This window comes from Rhodospirillaceae bacterium, assembly GCA_018660465.1.
GTDB lineage: Bacteria > Pseudomonadota > Alphaproteobacteria > Rhodospirillales > JABJKH01 > JABJKH01.
In genome coordinates this window covers 56,713-74,874 of sequence record JABJKH010000013.1, presented here as the reverse complement: position 1 = coordinate 74,874, position 18,162 = coordinate 56,713, and the positions used below count along the sequence as shown (strand labels likewise).

Annotated in this window: 17 protein-coding genes; 15 read left to right on the top strand and 2 right to left on the bottom strand. The window is 52.8% G+C overall.

Annotated features, from left to right (window positions below; translation table 11 throughout):
* The 15 genes from cpaB to HOM51_03060 all read left to right on the top strand — a co-directional run.
* A partial coding sequence (gene cpaB / locus HOM51_03130) for a Flp pilus assembly protein CpaB (GenBank protein MBT5033494.1) occupies positions 1 to 1,012 on the top strand: 1,012 nt, incomplete at its 5' end.
* Positions 1,009 to 2,571 (top strand): type II and III secretion system protein family protein, encoded by a 1,563-nt coding sequence (locus HOM51_03125; GenBank protein ID MBT5033493.1) that lies wholly within the window; start codon positions 1,009 to 1,011, stop codon positions 2,569 to 2,571. The genes cpaB and HOM51_03125, both read left to right, overlap by 4 nt.
* 9 nt (positions 2,572 to 2,580) lie before the next feature.
* Complete coding sequence (cpaD, locus tag HOM51_03120) at positions 2,581 to 3,270, top strand: CpaD family pilus assembly lipoprotein (GenBank protein ID MBT5033492.1); 690 nt, start codon at positions 2,581 to 2,583, stop codon at positions 3,268 to 3,270.
* A gap of 72 nt (positions 3,271 to 3,342) precedes the next feature.
* Entirely contained in the window at positions 3,343 to 4,557 is a 1,215-nt protein-coding gene (locus HOM51_03115) for an AAA family ATPase (protein MBT5033491.1), read from the top strand.
* Between the two features lie 22 nt (positions 4,558 to 4,579).
* Positions 4,580 to 6,100, top strand: a complete 1,521-nt coding sequence (locus tag HOM51_03110; protein ID MBT5033490.1) for a CpaF family protein — start codon at positions 4,580 to 4,582, stop codon at positions 6,098 to 6,100.
* The gene (locus tag HOM51_03105) at positions 6,097 to 7,086 is read left to right on the top strand and encodes a type II secretion system F family protein (protein ID MBT5033489.1); all 990 of its coding nucleotides are present in this window, start codon (positions 6,097 to 6,099) and stop codon (positions 7,084 to 7,086) included. Before HOM51_03110 ends, HOM51_03105 begins: the two co-directional genes overlap by 4 nt.
* A 10-nt stretch (positions 7,087 to 7,096) precedes the next feature.
* Positions 7,097 to 8,053 (top strand): type II secretion system F family protein, encoded by a 957-nt coding sequence (locus tag HOM51_03100; GenBank protein MBT5033488.1) that lies wholly within the window; start codon positions 7,097 to 7,099, stop codon positions 8,051 to 8,053.
* Between the two features lies 1 nt (position 8,054).
* Positions 8,055 to 8,654, top strand: coding sequence for an SIS domain-containing protein (locus tag HOM51_03095; protein MBT5033487.1), 600 nt, complete (start codon positions 8,055 to 8,057; stop codon positions 8,652 to 8,654).
* Positions 8,651 to 9,628, top strand: coding sequence for an NAD-dependent epimerase/dehydratase family protein (locus tag HOM51_03090; GenBank protein MBT5033486.1), 978 nt, complete (start codon positions 8,651 to 8,653; stop codon positions 9,626 to 9,628). The genes HOM51_03095 and HOM51_03090 overlap by 4 nt, the downstream gene beginning before the upstream one ends.
* On the top strand, positions 9,606 to 10,163 hold the full coding sequence (locus tag HOM51_03085; GenBank protein MBT5033485.1) for an HAD family hydrolase: 558 nt from the start codon (positions 9,606 to 9,608) through the stop codon (positions 10,161 to 10,163). Before HOM51_03090 ends, HOM51_03085 begins: the two co-directional genes overlap by 23 nt.
* Before the next feature lie 9 nt (positions 10,164 to 10,172).
* The gene (locus HOM51_03080) at positions 10,173 to 10,889 is read left to right on the top strand and encodes a transaldolase (GenBank protein MBT5033484.1); all 717 of its coding nucleotides are present in this window, start codon (positions 10,173 to 10,175) and stop codon (positions 10,887 to 10,889) included.
* A 24-nt stretch (positions 10,890 to 10,913) separates the two neighbouring features.
* Positions 10,914 to 11,894, top strand: a complete 981-nt coding sequence (locus tag HOM51_03075) for a galactokinase (GenBank protein MBT5033483.1) — start codon at positions 10,914 to 10,916, stop codon at positions 11,892 to 11,894.
* Between the two features lie 3 nt (positions 11,895 to 11,897).
* A complete protein-coding gene (locus tag HOM51_03070) occupies positions 11,898 to 12,599 on the top strand; it encodes an NTP transferase domain-containing protein (GenBank protein ID MBT5033482.1) in 702 nt (233 codons plus the stop codon).
* Positions 12,596 to 14,395 carry a hypothetical protein gene (locus HOM51_03065; GenBank protein ID MBT5033481.1) on the top strand — a complete coding sequence of 600 codons (1,800 nt, stop codon included), beginning with the start codon at positions 12,596 to 12,598 and terminating at the stop codon, positions 14,393 to 14,395. The genes HOM51_03070 and HOM51_03065 overlap by 4 nt, the downstream gene beginning before the upstream one ends.
* On the top strand, positions 14,395 to 16,146 hold the full coding sequence (locus HOM51_03060; protein MBT5033480.1) for a hypothetical protein: 1,752 nt from the start codon (positions 14,395 to 14,397) through the stop codon (positions 16,144 to 16,146). Before HOM51_03065 ends, HOM51_03060 begins: the two co-directional genes overlap by 1 nt.
* Here the strand turns inward: HOM51_03060 and HOM51_03055 are convergent.
* Complete coding sequence (locus HOM51_03055; GenBank protein ID MBT5033479.1) at positions 16,143 to 16,880, bottom strand: class I SAM-dependent methyltransferase; 738 nt, start codon at positions 16,878 to 16,880, stop codon at positions 16,143 to 16,145. The two genes, HOM51_03060 and HOM51_03055, sit on opposite strands and share 4 nt — an antisense overlap.
* On the bottom strand, positions 16,877 to 18,139 hold the full coding sequence (locus tag HOM51_03050; GenBank protein ID MBT5033478.1) for a glycosyltransferase family 2 protein: 1,263 nt from the start codon (positions 18,137 to 18,139) through the stop codon (positions 16,877 to 16,879). Before HOM51_03050 ends, HOM51_03055 begins: the two co-directional genes overlap by 4 nt.
* Positions 18,140 to 18,162 lie beyond the last annotated feature (23 nt).

Genomic DNA, 18,162 nt, shown 5'->3' with positions numbered 1-18,162 from the left:
TTTCTGTCTCATCTTCGTTCCCTTCGGTCACTACGATGAGCTAAAAATCCTCTCTTATGCAATCCCGCTAATTTGTTCCATAGGCGCTGACGTTAGACAACCGATTCTTGCCGAAAAACTATTCAAACGAAAGGGCGCCGGATTTATGGCAGGCGCCTTACAGGAAGGAATGCGCGCGGTCTCGATTAAAGTGACGGCAGCAACGGCGACATCAGGGTTCATTTTTCCGGGCGATTACGTTGATGTTGTCTTGACCCACAACAAGGGAGCCGAAGCGGTAAAGAAGCAAAAAGCGCAGGGCCAGAAAGATGAAGAGCGCGAGCAAGGAACAATATTAATCGTTCTGTCGCACCTCAGCGAAACAATCGTCCGCAATGTCCGTATTATCGCCATTGGCAACAAGGTTGATCAATTCAAGAAAAAGGGCCAGGCGATGGTCGTTAAGACTGTCACCCTGGAGGTCACGCCAAGACAGGCGGAAGTTCTTGCGACCGGTAATGCCATGGGCAAAATGTCTTTGGCGCTTAGAAGTATGGCGGGTAAGAGTGATTTAGGGTCTCCTCGGACCTATACGACGGATATAGAGGTCAGCCCGTTCATGGATAAACTTGTTAAAAGCAACAAGGCCCTAAAAGCTAAGAAAGAGCAGGAAGCAGAGACAGCGCGTCTAAAGCTTGAGCAAGAAGTAAAAGATCGTGCCGATAAGGCTCGCGTTGAGCGAGAGCGTCGAAACAAGGAACGGGCCGAACAGACGAAGGCCGCCCGCGAGGCCCGGGCCAAGGAAAGAGAAGCCAGAGCCAAGGAACGGGTAGCCTTATCTAAATCGAAAGATCGCAGCGAAATTAGACGACTCCAAGAAGAATTGGCAAAAAGAGATAATCGCGTTCTGCCGCCTGTTGAAGAACCTAAAATCGAAGTAAAGGAAGTAAAGAAAGAATCGCCGCCCAAGCCGCGAACGGTTAAGATTTATCGAGGGGGTTCGGCGTCGACCGAAGAAGTAAAAATTAAATGATTAACCGACTAAAACTCTGGACCGGACTTCTGGGACTTGCGGTTCTCTATTTCTTTGCTTCGGCAGCCGAGGCACAGCCAGTGCCGCAACGCGAGATGGCACCGGCACCTGTGACTCCCGTGCCGGTTATGTCGCGCCCGGCGAATATAGCGGCGCCGGTGCCGCAAGGCGCGCCCGCAGCAATCATTGATGTTCCTTTGAACAGGGCCAAAGTCTACACCTTGCCGGTTCCGGTCGGTAGCATCGTGATCGCCAACGAAGCAATCGCCAACGTTCACTTCGAACCCACCCAGCCGACGAAGATGTTCCTGATTTCCCGCGATGTGGGATCAACCAATATCTTCTTCATGAACCCAGCAGGCGATACCATCAGCCATATTGTTGTGCGTGTGTTGCTTGATGCCAAAGCCGTTCAAGACGCCATCCATCGTTTGCTGCCCGAAGAGAACATTAAGGTCACCGTCTACCGCAACAGCATTTATCTGACAGGTGCCGTCCGCTCGGCAACAGCAGCAACCAGTGCTCAAGCCATTGCGGAGCGGTTCTTCTCGGATGGCCCAGCAGGCGGTGGTGCAGCAGGCGGCGGTGCAGCGGCCGGAGGAGCCGCAGCCGGAGGAGCCGCACCCGCGGGCGGAGGAGGTGGCGGTGGATTAACCGTCAATGTTGTCAACATGCTGACGATTTTAGCCAGCCAGCAAGTGGTGCTAAAAGTTCAAGTCTCCGAAATGGCGCGCACGATCATTAAAAACTTACAGGTCGAACAAGGCTTTGACCTTGGGCTGACCGGTGACAAACGACTGACGTTTACAAATGCAGCGGTCGCAGCGATTGGCGGGCAAACTGCATCGCTGAGCGCAGTTTTGAATACGACACTCCCCGGGTTGGCGGCGACGAGCATTAGTGCCCTGGAACGTCAAGGTCTCGTCAAGACGCTGGCAGAGCCGACATTGACGGCGCGTTCTGGGGAAACGGCGACGTTTTTATCGGGTGGCGAATTCCCATACCCCAATGGCCAGGATGAAAATGGCGATTTCACTTTCGCCTTTAGGGAGTTTGGCGTGCGTCTGAATTTTACCCCGAAGGTGCTCAACGAGGGGCGGATTTCACTGCAAATCACAACCGAAATCAGCAGCCTTGATACGGCCAATCAGATCACCATTGGCAACGCGGTGATTAACGGCTTGGCGACGAAAAGAACCGAAACGACGGTCGATTTGCAGAGTGGCGGAAGCCTGATGATCTCTGGCTTGCTTCAGGATAACCTGACCAACCAGGTAGATGGCTTTCCCGGCCTCAAAAACATTCCCGTGTTGGGTACATTGTTCCGCAGCACCAGCTACCAACGCGGCGAAACAGAACTCGTGGTGACGGTTGCGGCCTACATGGTGAAACCGGTTGGTGGAAAAAATGCGCGGTTGGCGGTTCCCACTGATGGGTTCGAAGAAGCCAGCGATCTCGATTATTACCTTCTTGGCAAACTGCATCGCGAATACGTCAAAGGCGATTTGCCAGCATGGGCCCGAACGCTTAAAGGCCCCTTTGGCTACATTATGAAATGAGGTGCTGACATGAAATATACAGCACGAATTGGAAGTTCAAGCCGCGCCACGTTGTTGGCAGTAGGTTTAGTTTTTGGACTTGCGGCATGTGAGGGGCCGACCCACCCTGCCGACTACCGTGAGGCCTATCCCATTACGGTCTCAGAAGAAACAATGGTGATGCCGATCGCCAACGCCTTTTCCGAAAGCAAAATGACTGTGGATCAATCGCAGACAATAAAAGGGTTTGTGCGCGATTATATCAGCCGTGGCCGAGGCAAAATGGTCATCGAAGTGCAATCAGGCGGCGGGCGCGGGAAAACAAATACGGCGACCGGAACCCAGGTTCAGGACATGTTGATTAATGCGGGCATGCGTCGCCACGAACTTGAAATTTCCCGTGGAACCGGTCCAACCGCATATGATGCCGGGGCAGTTGTTCGCTACGTTGCGGCAAAGGTGTCGGTCAAAGAATGCGGTGATTTCTCATCCGACGTTACAGCCAATTGGACCAATCGACGTCATAGCAATCATGGATGCGCGACGCGACGGAATCTGGGGCTAATGGTTGAGAACCCGATGGACTTGGTAAGGCCCCGACCCTTGAGCGGTGCAGATGGCGAGCGTGCTGTGCGGGTGATCCAACTTTACAGGTCGGGTGAAGTAACTGGCGCTGCCAAGAGTGGCGAGCAGCAACAAGGGGGCGTAGGCACTGAATAAGGTGTCGGCCTGGAACATACCCGGACACGACTGAGACACAGCTAAATTTAAGATAACGACGTAAGGTTTGCAGTGATATTACGAATTCCAATTGGCGCATTTCTTCTGTCTGCCGAAAACATGGCGGCGATGGAGGAACTGAAATCTGACCGGCTTTTATTGTTGAGCACCGTGAACATTCACGAAGGCGGCATAGAAGCAGCCATCGCTTATCTTGTTGAACAGCCAACGCCGAAATTGTTGGTTTTAGAGTCTGATGCCCAGGGTGATGCACTTTATGATCAGTTGGGGCGTCTCGCCGATGTTTGTGCGCCGAATACCTTTGTCATTTTGATCGGTGCTCAGAATGACGTCACCCTGTACCGAAACTTAATCACCGAAGGATTGTCGGACTACTTGATTGCGCCGGTGACGGCGGAGCAATTGAAAGCATCAATTGCTGATACCTTTACCGATGAAGATACCGACACCATGGCCCGCGTGATCGCTTTTGCCGGCAACACCGGCGGCGTCGGCAGCAGCGTCATCTGCCATAACGTCGCCAATGAATTGGCGGAGATGTATGACAAAGATGTCATCGTCGTTGATCTGGATGTTTGCTACGGAACCGCAGCGCTGAACTTTAACATTCAGCCCAGATCGACCATTGTCGATGCCATGTCACAGGTTAAAGCCATGGACGAATCTGTCATGGAACAGGTGCTGGTCGGCATCACCGATCACTTGTCGCTTTTGGCATCGCCTGCGTCCTTGAGTTTAGGCGTAAGTGTGACCCTGGACACCTTGAGCACGAACATGAAAGTCCTCATCAAGATGTGTGATTATCTTGTGCTCGACATGCCGCATGTTTGGGAAAATTGGTGCCGGGAAATTCTATCGGAAGCGGACGAAGTTATTATGGTCAGCAAACCTGATCTTACGAATCTGCGAAACGGCAAAAATATGATAGAATTCTTAGGGCCGTTGCGGGGACCAGAAGCGCCGACCCGTTTGGTATTGAACCAAGTGGGGGCGGCGAAGCGGAGCGATTTGACCGACAAGGATTTCAAGGAAGCCTTGGCGATCGATCCGTCGGTTGTAATTCCCTATGATCCAGAAGCCTTTGGCCGGGCTTTGAACAACGGTGAGATGATGACAAAGGCCAGCAAAAAAAGTAAGGCGACGGATGCGATTATCGAGTTGACCAAGCTGGTCAGTGGGCAAGATGAAGAAGAGGAAGAGGAAGGGAAAAAGAAGGGCGGATTGGCAGCCCTTTTCAAGAAAGACAAAAAGAAAAAAGCTAAATAGTTAGATCTTGGAATAAACGGTTATGTTTGGAAGACGTGGAACACCAGGCGGCGCAGCGGCAAAGCGCCCCGAACCAGTAGCCGAAGTTGCGGCACCTACCCCCACGCCCGACCCCTCGCCTAAACCAGAGGAAGAGGGTGCAGCAGCTGCACTTAACCAGACACCTGAACCAGCGGCGGAAGCACCCGCACCTGTTCGCGAAGCGGCACCTGAGCCTGAGCCCGAAAGTGAAGAAGCACCCGAGCCATCAGGCGGCGCTATCCTCAGCGATAAACTGACTGAGATTAAAGTTGCCGTCTTCAATGATCTTTTGGATGCGGTTGATTTGGGCGAACTCAGTAAATTAACACAGGACGAGGTGCGAGAAGAAATCACCGACATGACGGCGGAGATTATCTCCATGCGCTCGATCGTGCTTTCGATGGCGGAGCAGAGCCAAGTCGTTGCCGACATCTGTAACGATATTTTGGGACTTGGGCCGTTGGAGCCGCTAATCGCGCGCCAGGACATTGCCGACATCATGGTCAACGGCGCGCAGCAGGTCTTCATCGAAACCAACGGCAAGATCGAGCTGACAGACATTAAGTTTCGCGACAATGCGCAGCTGATGAACATCTGTCAGCGCATCGTTACCGCTGTCGGTCGCCGGGTCGATGAATCTTCTCCCATTTGCGACGCGCGTCTGGAAGACGGGTCTCGTGTCAATGTCATCGCGCCGCCGTTGGCGATCGATGGTGCGGCACTTACCATTCGTAAGTTTTCCAAGGAAAAACTGACGCTCGACAGCCTCGTCGGATTCAAAAGCATATCGCCGGAAGGCGCGGCCGTGCTGCAAGTCGCATCCGCGTGCCGCACCAATGTCCTGATCTCCGGCGGTACGGGGTCAGGCAAAACGACGCTGCTCAACTGCATGACGAATTACATCGAACCCGGCGAACGCGTGATCACCTGCGAAGATGCCGCCGAGTTGCAATTGCAGCAACCTCACGTCGTGCGTCTCGAAACACGTCCTCCCAACCTGGAAGGAGCAGGTGAAATCTCGATGCGTGATTTGGTCAAAAACTGCCTGCGTATGCGCCCGGAACGGATCATCGTCGGCGAGGTCCGCGGTCCCGAGGCGTTCGATCTGCTTCAGGCCATGAACACCGGCCATGATGGATCCATGGGCACGATCCATGCAAACACCCCCCGCGAGGCTTTGAGCCGGGTCGAGAACATGTTCGCCATGGGCGGTTATAACCTGCCATTGTCTGCTGTGCGCGAACAGATCGCAGGTGCCATTCACGTCATCATTCAGGCGCAGCGGCTGCGCGATGGTTCGCGCAAAATCACCCACATCACCGAGGTCATCGGCATGGAAGGCGACATCATTACGCTGCAGGACATCTTCCTTTACGAGATCACCGGTGAAGATGAAAACGGTAAGCTCATCGGCGAACACAAGGCGACAGGTATGCGTCCGGCGTTCTGGGACAAGGCGCGGTACTTCGGCCTGGAAGAAAAACTGGCCAAAGCGCTGGACATGGGACAAGGCATGGCATGACCCAAGAAACCATTATCTTTTTTATTATTGGTTCGATCTTTGCGATGATTTTGGGCGGGGCAGGGATCATCGGTATTACCATGGTTGTGCGTCCGCGTATCTTGTTACGCCAACGCATGAACCAGATTGGGGTAATTGGGACAGGCGCTGCGGCGGGGTCCGAAAAATCCGAAGGCCGTCGCCAAAAGCGTATTCAGGATCGAATTAAACAGCTTGAACAAAAAGGTAAGAAAAAAGGCCGGTCGGAAGCGCTGAGGAGCGAAATCATTCAAGCTGGTTTGGATATAACAGTTCAAACATATTTTATTATTAGCCTAACCGTCGGCGTGTTTCTAACATTCTTCTATCTCATGGCGGGGATGCCGCTGATGGGTGCGATTGCTGCTTTCTTGATCGGCGCGTTCGGGTTGCCGAAATTTGCTTTAAAAAACATGGCTGCTCGACGCCAGAAAAAATTCACCGCCAACTTTGCCGATGCTACGGACCTCATTGTTCGCGGCATTCGATCTGGCTTGCCGGTCAACGAATGCTTCCGAATTGTCGCACGGGAATTTGAAGCACCCCTGGGGGAGGAATTCCATCAGCTGGTTGAGGGGCAGAACCTCGGCATGACCATGGAAGATTTATTGGATCGGGGGCTCGAACGCATTCCCACGTCCGAATACAAGTTCTTCGCCATCGTCACGCAAATCCAGCGTCAGACGGGCGGTAATCTTGGGGACACGTTATCAAACCTTTCCAGTATTTTACGAGAGCGCAAAAAATTGCGCGATAAGGTTCAGGCCCTTTCAAGTGAGGCCAAAGCGTCCGCCATGATCATCGGCTCGCTGCCGTTTTTCGTGTCAGCGTTTTTGATGGTAATCAACCCGGATTACTTGATGAAACTTTTCACCGAAACAACGGGTCATTACATCTTGGCAGGCGATGCGTTTTGGATGGGCAGTGGCATTATGGTGATGCGCAACATGATTAACTTTAAGATCTAAGGAGCTCGGTATGGATATCGATATTCCTGCCCTTATCATGTGGGCCATCGTTGGGGGTGGCGGAATTAGCGTGCTAGTTTTCTTGTTTGGCTTTCGCAGTAAGGGCAAACGATCGGAGCGCATTAAGAACGTTGTCAGCCGCCAACGAGGCGATCTCAGCCGTCAACAAATCGACAGCATGACGAAGACGTCGAGTATTCGTTTGGGTCGAAGCAGCAGCCTGTCCGATACCGTGAACGATATTTTTCGGAAATTGAATCTCCAGGATCTATTGTCGCAGAAAGAAGTCCGCATGGTTCTGTCGCAGGCAGGATTTCGCGGCCAATCAGTCGTTGCTGTTTACATTGCATCGCGGGTTCTTGGCGCAATAGTGGGGTTCTCTGTGACCTTACTTTATGTGAATTCAATTCCCGAATTCGGCTATCCCGGATTTATGAAATTGGTATTCGCCGCCGCTGCGGGTGCCGCTGGGTTTTACTTGCCTCGGGTCATCGTGATGAACACGGCCCAAAAGCGCCAACAAGAAATGACCGATGCGTTCCCCGATACGCTGGACCTTATGGTTATTTGTGTTGAGGCTGGCTTGGCAGTTGAAAATGCGTTTTCCCGCGTCACCGATGAAATCATGGAGAATTCTCCGACTCTAGCGCAGGAACTTGGATTGACGTCAGCTGAGTTGGCGTACTTGGGGGACCGCCGCGTTGCCTACCAAAACTTTGCGACACGCACGGGTCTTCCGGCCGCCAAAGGTCTGGCGACCACGCTCATCCAATCTGAACAATACGGCACGCCAGTCGGTCAGGCGCTTCGGGTGTTGGCGCAAGAAAAACGCGACGAGCGAATGTCCTTGGCGGAAAAGAAAGCGGCATCCCTGCCGGCAAAACTGAGCGTGCCGATGATTATCTTTTTCCTGCCGGTTTTGTTCTCTGTGGTGATTGGCCCTGCCGCTATGTCTATCGGGAACTAGCGTGACCAGTTTCGTCGACGATTATCTTAAAGAAACCAGTCAGATTATTGATGCTCTCGATCGCACAAAGATCGAAGCCATCGCAACAGGGCTTGCCCATGTTCGCGACCAAGGCGGGCGGCTTTTTATATTGGGAGTTGGCGGCTCTGCTGGCCACGCGAGTCACGCGGTAAATGATTTTCGGAAGCTCTGCGGTTTTGAAGCGTACGCCCCAACCGATAACGTTTCCGAATTGACCGCCCGAACGAATGATGAGGGTTGGGATACTGTTTTTGTCGAGTGGCTAAAGGGCTCTCGGCTTAAATCTACAGACGGAATTCTGGTGTTCTCCGTCGGCGGTGGAAACAAGGAAAAAAACATTTCAGCCAACTTGGTACATGCCTTGGAATTCGCCAGTGACGTCGGCGCATCTGTATATGGCATCGTCGGGTCGGACAAAGGCTATACGGCCCAGGCCGCTGATGCCTGCGTGGTAGTACCGCCCTTGGTTGCCGAACGGGTCACGCCGCATACAGAAGGCATGGCCGCCGTTATATGGCATCTGCTGGTCAGCCATCCCGCGCTCAAGACCGCCGACACCAAATGGGAGTCTGTTAAGTGAGTGATGCCGAACGATATCTAATCGTCGGCGGGGCCGGATTTATCGGAAGTCATTTCACAGATCGACTTTTGGGCTCGGAAGCCACATCAAAAGTTACCCTCTACGATAATTTTTCCTCTGGCCGGGACTGGCACTACGCGCACCATAGTGATGACACCAGATTGAACGTTGTGCGAGGCGACGTGAAGGATTTGGAGCATCTGACAGCAACCGCCCAAGGTCACGACGTGGTCATTCACTTGGCATCAAACCCAGACATCGCCAAAGCCATGACCGAACCCGCAGTTGATTTCGATGAAGGCACTCTCTTAACCCATCACGTGTTGGAGGCGATGCGCCGAACCGACTGTCGCCGGATTTTGTATGCATCCGGCAGTGGCGTTTACGGCGATTTGGGTGAAGTGGAAGCGGCTGAAGATTACGGTCCGTTGATTCCCATTTCCACCTATGGCGCCAGCAAATTGGCAGGCGAAGGAATGATCTCATCGTACTGCCATATGTTTGGTTTAACAGGCTGCATCTTCCGCTTTGGTAACGTCGTTGGTCCGCGCCAAACCCATGGGGTTGGGTTTGATTTTGTTCGTATGCTGGCCAAAAATTCAGAATCATTGCCGATCCTTGGTGATGGCTCGCAAAGCAAATCCTATATCCATGTGGACGATGTGATTTCAGCGGTTCTGTGTGCCAATGAAAATACACCCGATCCCTTTAACGCTTTCAACGTGGCAACAGGTGACTACATCACCGTTCGTGAAATTGCAGACCTGGCTGTCGCAGTATCGGGTCTAAAGCCCGGCAGTGTGCGCTACGACTACAAAGGCGGCGACCGCGGCTGGAAAGGCGATGTGCCGGTGGTGCGTATTAATACAGATCGTATAAAGGCGCTGGGATGGAACTGCCAAGATGGCTCGGCGGGCGCACTTCGGCGTTCCATGCAGGCGATGTTAGAAGATGTCCGTGCCGGAAGACTCTAAACAAGCGGTGTTCTTGGATCGGGACGGCGTATTGAATCGCTCCCTCGTCCGAGACGGCAAACCCTATCCACCAAATTCGCTCGATGAATTGGAGATATTGCCAGGGGTGGAAGACGCGTGCGGCTCGCTTAAAAATGCTCGGTTTATTTTGGTTTGCGTGACCAACCAACCCGACTTAGCGCGGGGGACTCAGTCCCTTGAAGTGGTCGAAGAAATCAATCAGACACTGAAAGAAAAACTGGGCCTCGATGACGTTCGCGTGTGTCCCCATGATGGTGCTGATGGATGCGACTGCCGGAAGCCGAAACCGGGCCACCTCCTTGATGCTGCACGGGATTTTGACATCGACCTGACTTCCAGCATAATGGTAGGTGACCGATGGCGCGATATCGAAGCGGGGCAAAATGCGGGGTGCCGAACGGTGTTTATCGATTATGGTTACGATGAGCAACAACCCATCGACCCCGACCATGTTTGCAGCGATCTTCAGGGCGCCGTGTCCTGGATACTTGAGAATACCAATAACGAAAGGTAAGAGCCTCTAATGAGCGATCCGAATAATCTAAAAATAAAAATCTTCTTGGACGGTGCGAATGAGGAAGACATGCTTTCTGCCTATGGAAACCCCTTGGTCAAAGGCTTTACCACCAATCCATCGCTGATGCGCAAAGCCGGCGTCGAAGATTACGAAGTCTTCGCCCGCGGTATGGTCGCAAAAATGCCGGATCGTTCGATCTCGTTTGAGGTCTTTGCCGACGACCCCGCCGAAATGGAACGCCAAGCAATGAAAATCACCACATGGGGTGAAAACGTCTACGTTAAAATTCCGATTACGAATACCAAAGCCGAAAGCACGGTGCCACTCGTTAAGAAGTTGCGTGGTGAAGGGGTTAAAATCAACATCACGGCAATGATGACCGTTGACCAAGTCCGCGGCTTAATCGATGGCATGGGCGATGGACCGTCGAGCTACGTTTCTGTGTTTGCCGGACGCTTGGGGGACCGCGGATGGGACCCAATCCCGATGATGACCGAATGTCTGGAGATCACCAACCAACGCGACGGTGCCGAACTGCTTTGGGCCAGCACACGCCAAGCCTATAACATTGTCGAGGCCGATCGCATGGGCTGCCACATCATCACCGTGCCCGGGGCCATGATTAAACAATTGAGCCACTTCGGCGCGGATATGACGGCGCATTCGTTGGATACGGTGCAGGCGTTCTACGATGACGCGACGGCGTCGGGGTTTGATCTTTAAGTTAGCAACTAATGGGGAAACCGTATGATTATCACACGAACCCCGTTACGAATTTCCATCGGTGGCGGCGGCACGGACCTGCCGTCCTATTACGAAAAACATGGCGGCTTCGTCATTTCGGCGGCGATCAATAAGTATATCTACATCACGGCCAACAAGACCTTTCGGCCGGGCTATTTTTTGAAATATTCCCGGACCGAGCATGTTGACGAAATTGATGACATCGAACACGGCCTGCTCAGAGAAACAATTCGTAAACTAGAAATCCCGCCAGAGATCGAAATCGTCTCCATCGCCGATGTTCCCGCAGGCACCGGACTTGGCTCGTCGGGCAGTTTCACGGTCGGTCTTTTAAATGCGCTATATGCCTACAAACGTCAGCACATCGGCACCCGTGATTTGGCCGCTGAGGCCTTTCATATGGAAGCAGATATTTTGGGCGAACCGTGTGGTAAGCAAGATCAATATATCGCGGCCTATGGCGGCATCATGTGTCAGGATTATCACCCGGATGGAACTGTGACCATGACGCCCCTGGCGGTTTCAGAAGCAACCGTCAGAGATTTACGCGAGAACTTGATGATGTTTTTCACCGGCTACAGTCGAACCGCAGCAGAAGTCTTGAACGACCAAAAAACAAAGTCTGAACAAGGCGATGCGGAGATGCTGGAAAATTTGCATTTCATTAAGCAGACAGGGCTGGAAATTAAGATTGCTCTTGAAAAAGGGGATTCAGATGAATTTGCGTCTCTCATGCATGAGCACTGGTTGAGGAAACAGCAGAGATCGGATGGAATTTCATCAGAATTTTTCGCCGATGTTTATGATCATGCTCGCGCCAATGGGGCAGTAGGGGGGAAGTTGGTTGGTGCCGGAGGTGGTGGGTTCATGTTGTTTTATACCCAGAACCGACCGAAATTGCGCCAAGCCATGATGGAGAAAGGAATGCAGGAAATGGACTTCGCGTTCGATTTCGACGGCTCCGTAGTACAACTTCGCAATTGATCGATGCAGTGTCTTATTCTCGCCGGGGGACTTGGGACGCGCATGCAGTCGGTGTCGGAACATGTCCCTAAAACCTTGATCTCCGTAAATGGCACGCCCTTTGCCCATCATCAATTGACGTGGCTCGCCAGCCAAGGTGTTCGACGCGTGGTGTATTCCTTGGGCCATATGGCCAACCAGGTCATGGAGTATGTGGGAGACGGCAGTCGTTGGGGCGTGGATGTCCGCTATGTCGATGAAGGATCCTCGCCCATCGGAACGGGGGGTGCCGTGCGCTTGGCAGTGGATGAGGGCGTAATGGACGATGGTTTTTTTGTGCTCTATGGAGATTCTTATTTATCGGTTGATTTTGCAGCCGTCTGGGTGGCGTCAAGTGAAGGGCAGTTTCCGCTTATGACGGTTCTCGCCAACGAAGGCCGTTGGGATCAAAGCAATACGATATATCAGGATGGCCAGATTACGCATTATGAAAAAGGTCGGACGGATGCCGCAGACATCGGCATGCGCCATATTGATTACGGGCTGAGTGTGTTGACTGCCAAAGCTGTGCGCGATGGTGAGACCTCGAGCGATCTCGCTGATCTTTATACTAGCCTTAGCCTTGCTGGGGAGCTCAAGGGCTTCGAAGTCTTCGAAAGGTTCTACGAAGTTGGTTCGCCGCAGGGACTGGCGGACCTTGAAGCGTATTTGAAGGACCTTCCATGAGCGGCGTCAGAAATCCATTGTGGTTCGTCCTCGGCTTCGCAGCCCTATCCCACGTTTTATGGGTGGTGATGGGGGACACTGTTTTCAGTCACGGGAAATTTGCCGATGGCGACAGTTATGTCCGCCTGGTTCACTTGCGCGAACTTTATGAGACGGGCAATTGGTTTGGCGATGAATTCCCCCGCGCCAACGCCCCCTTTGGCACGACGATCCACTGGACTCGCCTGTTCGATATCCTAACGTCGGTGATCCTTTTGCCGGTGCGAGCCTTTGTGGATTTTGAGACGGCGCTGTGGATTGCCGCCGTTCTTGTATGTCCGCTGATTTATCTCGGCACCGTGGCCGCCATGGCTTGGGCCGTCAGGCCAGTGATTGGGCGTACGGCCGCGTATATCGCGGGTGCGCTGACCGTGACCCAGTATGCGGTGATGTCGTTTTCCATGGTTGGCCGAGCAGACCATCATATTGTCTTTGCATTCTTATTGATCATGACCGTCGGGTTCATGGTTCGGCTTTTAGGTAGTGGAACGTACCGCGCGCGGGATGCTGTTGGGCTCGGAATTTCAATTGCTCTCGGTGTTTGGACGGGAACAGAGGTGTTCCTATTGATCGGCGCGTGCATGGCGATTCTCGGATTGACCTGGATGTGGGGAGAACCAAACGCCGCCGAAAAGAATTTTATGTTCGCGCTAAGCCTGACCATAAGCTTGGCGGTGGCGCTGATGATAGAACGCGGTCCCGGTATGTTCACCGAAGTCGAGTACGATAAAATCTCCGTCGTCCATCTTGTTTTTGCGGCGCACGTTCTCGCGTTCTGGTCGGCACTTAGGTGGCTGGGTGCGCGTGCGGGAAATATTCCAGCACGCTTGGTTTGGGCGGTGGCTGGTTTGATTGTTCTCGTATCCGTCTATTGGCTTATCTTCCCAAAATTCTTTTCGGGTCCCACGGTCGACATGGACCCCAGATTAAAAATTCTGTTGGAGTATGTCGTCGAATACCGGGTCGTTGACAGTGTGCCGAGATTCCTCGTTTTGCTAGGAACGTTGCTGCTCGTTCTGCCGTGGACGGTTTATCGGCTGCGCGAAAAATTATCCAGCGACGAACGCTGGGTCTGGATTTTCCTAGCCCTACTGCTGATAATTTATACATCCATGACGGCGGTGTGGGTGCGATGGAGCCTTTATGTCGGCATCCTGTTTCCTATCTTTCTGGCCGACCTGATGGTGCATTTAGACGGTAAAATAACGCATCGGTTCTCAGGGCTTAAACAGACTGCGGTTATCGTTCCCGTGATGGCCTTGGTTGCAGTTGGTCCAAGCAGTTTGGGGGTCTTGGGAATCTACCTTGATAAGAAACCTGAGGATGCGAAGGAAGCCAAGAGCAAAGAGTGTTCAATTCAGAAATTATTGCCAGTCCTTAATGGAAAAGAATTCGCAGACAGGTCTCGGGTTGTCGTCGCACCGATTAATTTCGGCGGGGAAATTTTATATCGCACACGTCACAGCGTAGTTGGGATCGTTCAGCACAGAACCGTCGATGGTATTTTTGACGGTCTGGAAATTCTTCGGGGAGCTGAGGACAAAACCCTTCTCCCCAAGGTGCATCGGCGAAAACTCGACATGATCCTGATCTGCCCCGGTTCTGGCGGTGACAGTTATATCGTCGATAAACAGGATGAGGATATTCTCTATAAGCGACTTGTTCGGGGGGCGCTGCCTAATTGGATTCGTGAGATATCTCTATCCAAGGTAACCGACAATGATTTTCGTTTGTTTGAAGTTGTGAAGGATAACTGATGAGAGATAACCCCTTCATCAGAAGCGCTCTTGCGGGAATTGTTCTTTTGTTGGCGGTGCAGACCGTGATCGTTCTCAATCTGCCATCGCCGCTACAGGGGGCACTGGCGGATGAAGATTCTTACATGCGGATGGTGCGGGTTGAAGAAACTCTTCGCACCGGTGATTGGTTCGCTACTCATTTCCCCCGCGCCAATCCGCCGGTGGGGGAAACAACCCATTGGACCCGGCCGTTGGATTTTTTGCTTATTGCAGGCGCTGCCCCCTTGCTGCCGTTCATGGACACGCATCAGGCGCTGTTTATCTCCGCACCAATTATAATATTCTTGCTCGGCGTCCTGGCAGTGGTGGCGTTTGTCTGGGCGTCTGCGCCATTTTTGGGAGAGAAGGCGAGAGCATACGGTGGCATCTTCTTCGCCTGCCAAGCCGGTATTGTCCCCGCCTATAACCCAGCCCACGTGGACCATCAGGCCTTAATGTTGATTGGTTTTACGGTGCTGATCGGTGTGTTCCTTAGAATGGCGGAAGGAAAAATTTCTGATCGTGCAGCGTGCTGGGGCGGGGCCGTGGGGGGCTTGTTTCTATGGGTCAGCATTGAGGCGCTGCTGCAACTCACCTTATTTAATTTGATCCTTTATGTATTCTGGATTAGGGGCCGCGACGACATCGCCCGTTCCTTGGCGGCATTTTGGTGGGGTGTGATGGGGATCGCCGCGATTGGTGTCGTTGTCGAAAACGGCCCCCGTGCACTCAGTTTTTTAGAATACGATACCCTCTCAATCGTTCATGTGTTGATGGCGGCCTTGGCGACTGTTTTTTGGCAAATTGTTTCGCGTATAAATTCTAAGCGCGTTGTCATGTCGGGGGCCACAGGGATCGCGGTTCTGGCCGCTATGTACGCAGTGTTCCCCAAATTTTTTGCGGGACCCTATGCCGACTCGGACTTTGAAGGTCGGGCATTATTCGAAGGCCACGTACCCGAAGCGATTCCCATCATCGGTCCAGAGGGGGTGCATTGGGTTTATTTGGTCTTAATCTTAGGACCGTTTCTTGTTTCCTTTCCGATAATTTTATACCGCGCTTTTAAATCGAAGGAACACCAAGCCAGCAATCAAATGTTCGCCGTCACGATGACGATCTTCTCCATCTACACCTTGGCGATGCTACGTGGTGCGCCCTACATTCAAATCATCTGTTTGATTCCGTTGCTCGTCGTTCTTGAAACATTGCTCAGCCGCTCGGCGACAATGGTGGCCCGTGTTGGTTCTGTATTCCTGTTGGCTGTGGGAATCACGTATGTGCCTGCGCTGGCAATATCTCAAATGAAAGAAAAAGGGGAATTCACCCCTGCTTGTAATCTCAAACCGCTTGCCGATGTATTGAATGCCGCGCCGTTGGGTGACCGGCCTCGGCTCATACTTTCAGACTCGGTTGCAACACAAATTTTATTTAGGACAAATCATCATATACTTTCCACAAACCGGCATCGAAGCGCACCCCAGGTCCGAGTTCTCTTTAAGATATTTGATTCTCCCACCGACGAAGCTGCGCACCGTCTCATCGAAACCCGCAAAATAGATTTGATTCTGGTATGTCCCGGAGCGCTTAATTTCGGAGCCTACCGGGGACGGGCGACGGACGAGACCTTTTATGGAAGAGTGATTACGGGGGAGGCACCTGACTGGTTACGTCGGGTCAAGGTCCCCAAAGAAAAGTCCGGTCGGTACGAGCTTTACGAGGTCCAGCGCTAAGCGGCGCGTTTTTTAGCAAGGGCGACGATCTGCCAACCCCACGGGGAATTAGGCAGTCCGATGTACAAAAGAACTGAGAACATCATCATGACAAGTCGCGCCAACAAGGGCGGCGAGCCCTCCGTATCGTTTATCAGTTTTTCGCCCCGCAGCAGTACGGTTAGGCGATAGAGGTTAAAGGTTGGAAAGCCGGCAGCGGAGATTTTTTTTAGCTCAAATCCAGCATCTTCCAGAACGTCTTTCAATGCAGCCTTGGTGAAGTGCCGACGGTGACCGAGATGCTTGTCGAAAGCTGACATCGGGCCCCCCGGCACAGTCACCACCAACGTTCCATCTGCTGCGATAAGGGGTGCCGCATTCCGAAGCAATGTCGCGGGTTCATCTACATGCTCCAAAACTTCAGTGCAAATCGCGTGGCTGGCAGGTTCTGTCTGAACCTTTTCTGCTGGTCCAAGAGTGAGATCGGCGTGCAGAAAACTCGCCTCGGGCAATCTGGCTTGGGCTTGTTCTAGGCCGCTGGCACTGACATCAACCCCCGTCAGTTGCGCGTTTGGGAATTGTTCCGAGAGTTCGCTCAACAGATCGCCCGGCCCACAGCCAATATCCAATATCGTCGAAGGCGGTGTACTGGCTAGAAGTTTGCGAACCAAACGCCTGCGAAACGCCTGGGCAGGATTAAGCCGGGAGGACAGTCCAAATTTGCTCCAATGGGTGTCCCAATCAACCGGGCTCATGGCGCAGAATCTTGCCTGGGGATGTAGGCCGTTACTGCATGGAACAAAAGCGTTGAGACAAAAGTTTGGAACGACAGGATGATTGCTAACAATCCGGCGACTGCCAAATGGTTCACGCTGATCAAGTTGCCAAAGACGACATATCCCGCATCAATATAGGCGGCGATAAAATTAATGCCGAGCGCCATTCCAATACAGAACAAGAGCCCGCTCGCGACGATGGTTCGGGTATATGAAAACAACGTCAGCCAACGTTGCTGCGCAGCACCGGATGGATCGTAGAGGGTCTGTGCAATAGCCCCCAGAAAGATGCATTGAAGGCCAAGGATCGCCACAGCTGATCCGGTCAACATGGTGTTTAGCGATAGGGTCACTCCTTTAACGGTGATCGGACCTCCCGCCAATCCAAGAGTCACCAAAAGCCCCAGAACCAAAAGAGCTATGCCCGGCTTGAGGACAAAAAAGTCGGCACCGTGAATTAACATGGCGCGGAGATTAATCCACCCGGCATGCCAAGGGGAAAACCAACCTTCCCGTTTGTGGTGGCTGACCCGGCCTTCGCGGTCTTTATAAAAATGCACGGGGACTGCGGATGTTTTGAGTCCCATGCGCACCGACTTTACCACCATTTCAGAGGCATACTCCCAAGACTGGGATTGCAGGTTCAGGCGCTTGAAGGCATCAAGCGTGATGCCGCGCATGCCACAATGGATGTCGGTGAACTTCGTGCCATAAATAACGTTCAGAATAAATGTCGTTAGGGGGGTGCCGAAATAGCGATGCAGCCCCGGCATGGCGCCATCTTCAATGGAGCCTTCGAAGCGCGACCCCATGACGTATTCGAATCCTTCTCGAAAGCGCTCGACAAAGGGCGCGACTTCGCGGAAATCATAGGTCAGGTCAGCATCTCCCAAGATCGCATACTTGCCCCGGATCAACGGAATCGCATCGATATAGGCGCGGCCCAAACCGCGCCGGGGCGCTTCCAAAACCCGCGCCCCTTTCGCCAAGGCGATCTCGGCGGTGCGGTCGGTGGAGCTGCTGATGATTAGAATTTCCGCCGTGACGCCGGCTTTTTTGATGCCTTCGTGGCACCAGTCCATAAACTCACCGACCACAGTTTCTTCGTTCATGGCCGGGATGACGATAGAAAGCTCGGGGTCGGATGTGTCGTTTTCAGGCAGCAACAGGACCAGCGCATTGTCATGCTCAGGTATGATCCGGTTGTTATTTTTTTCACCTGTCGTAGCCACGCACATTCTCCTTAGCGACACCAAATTCT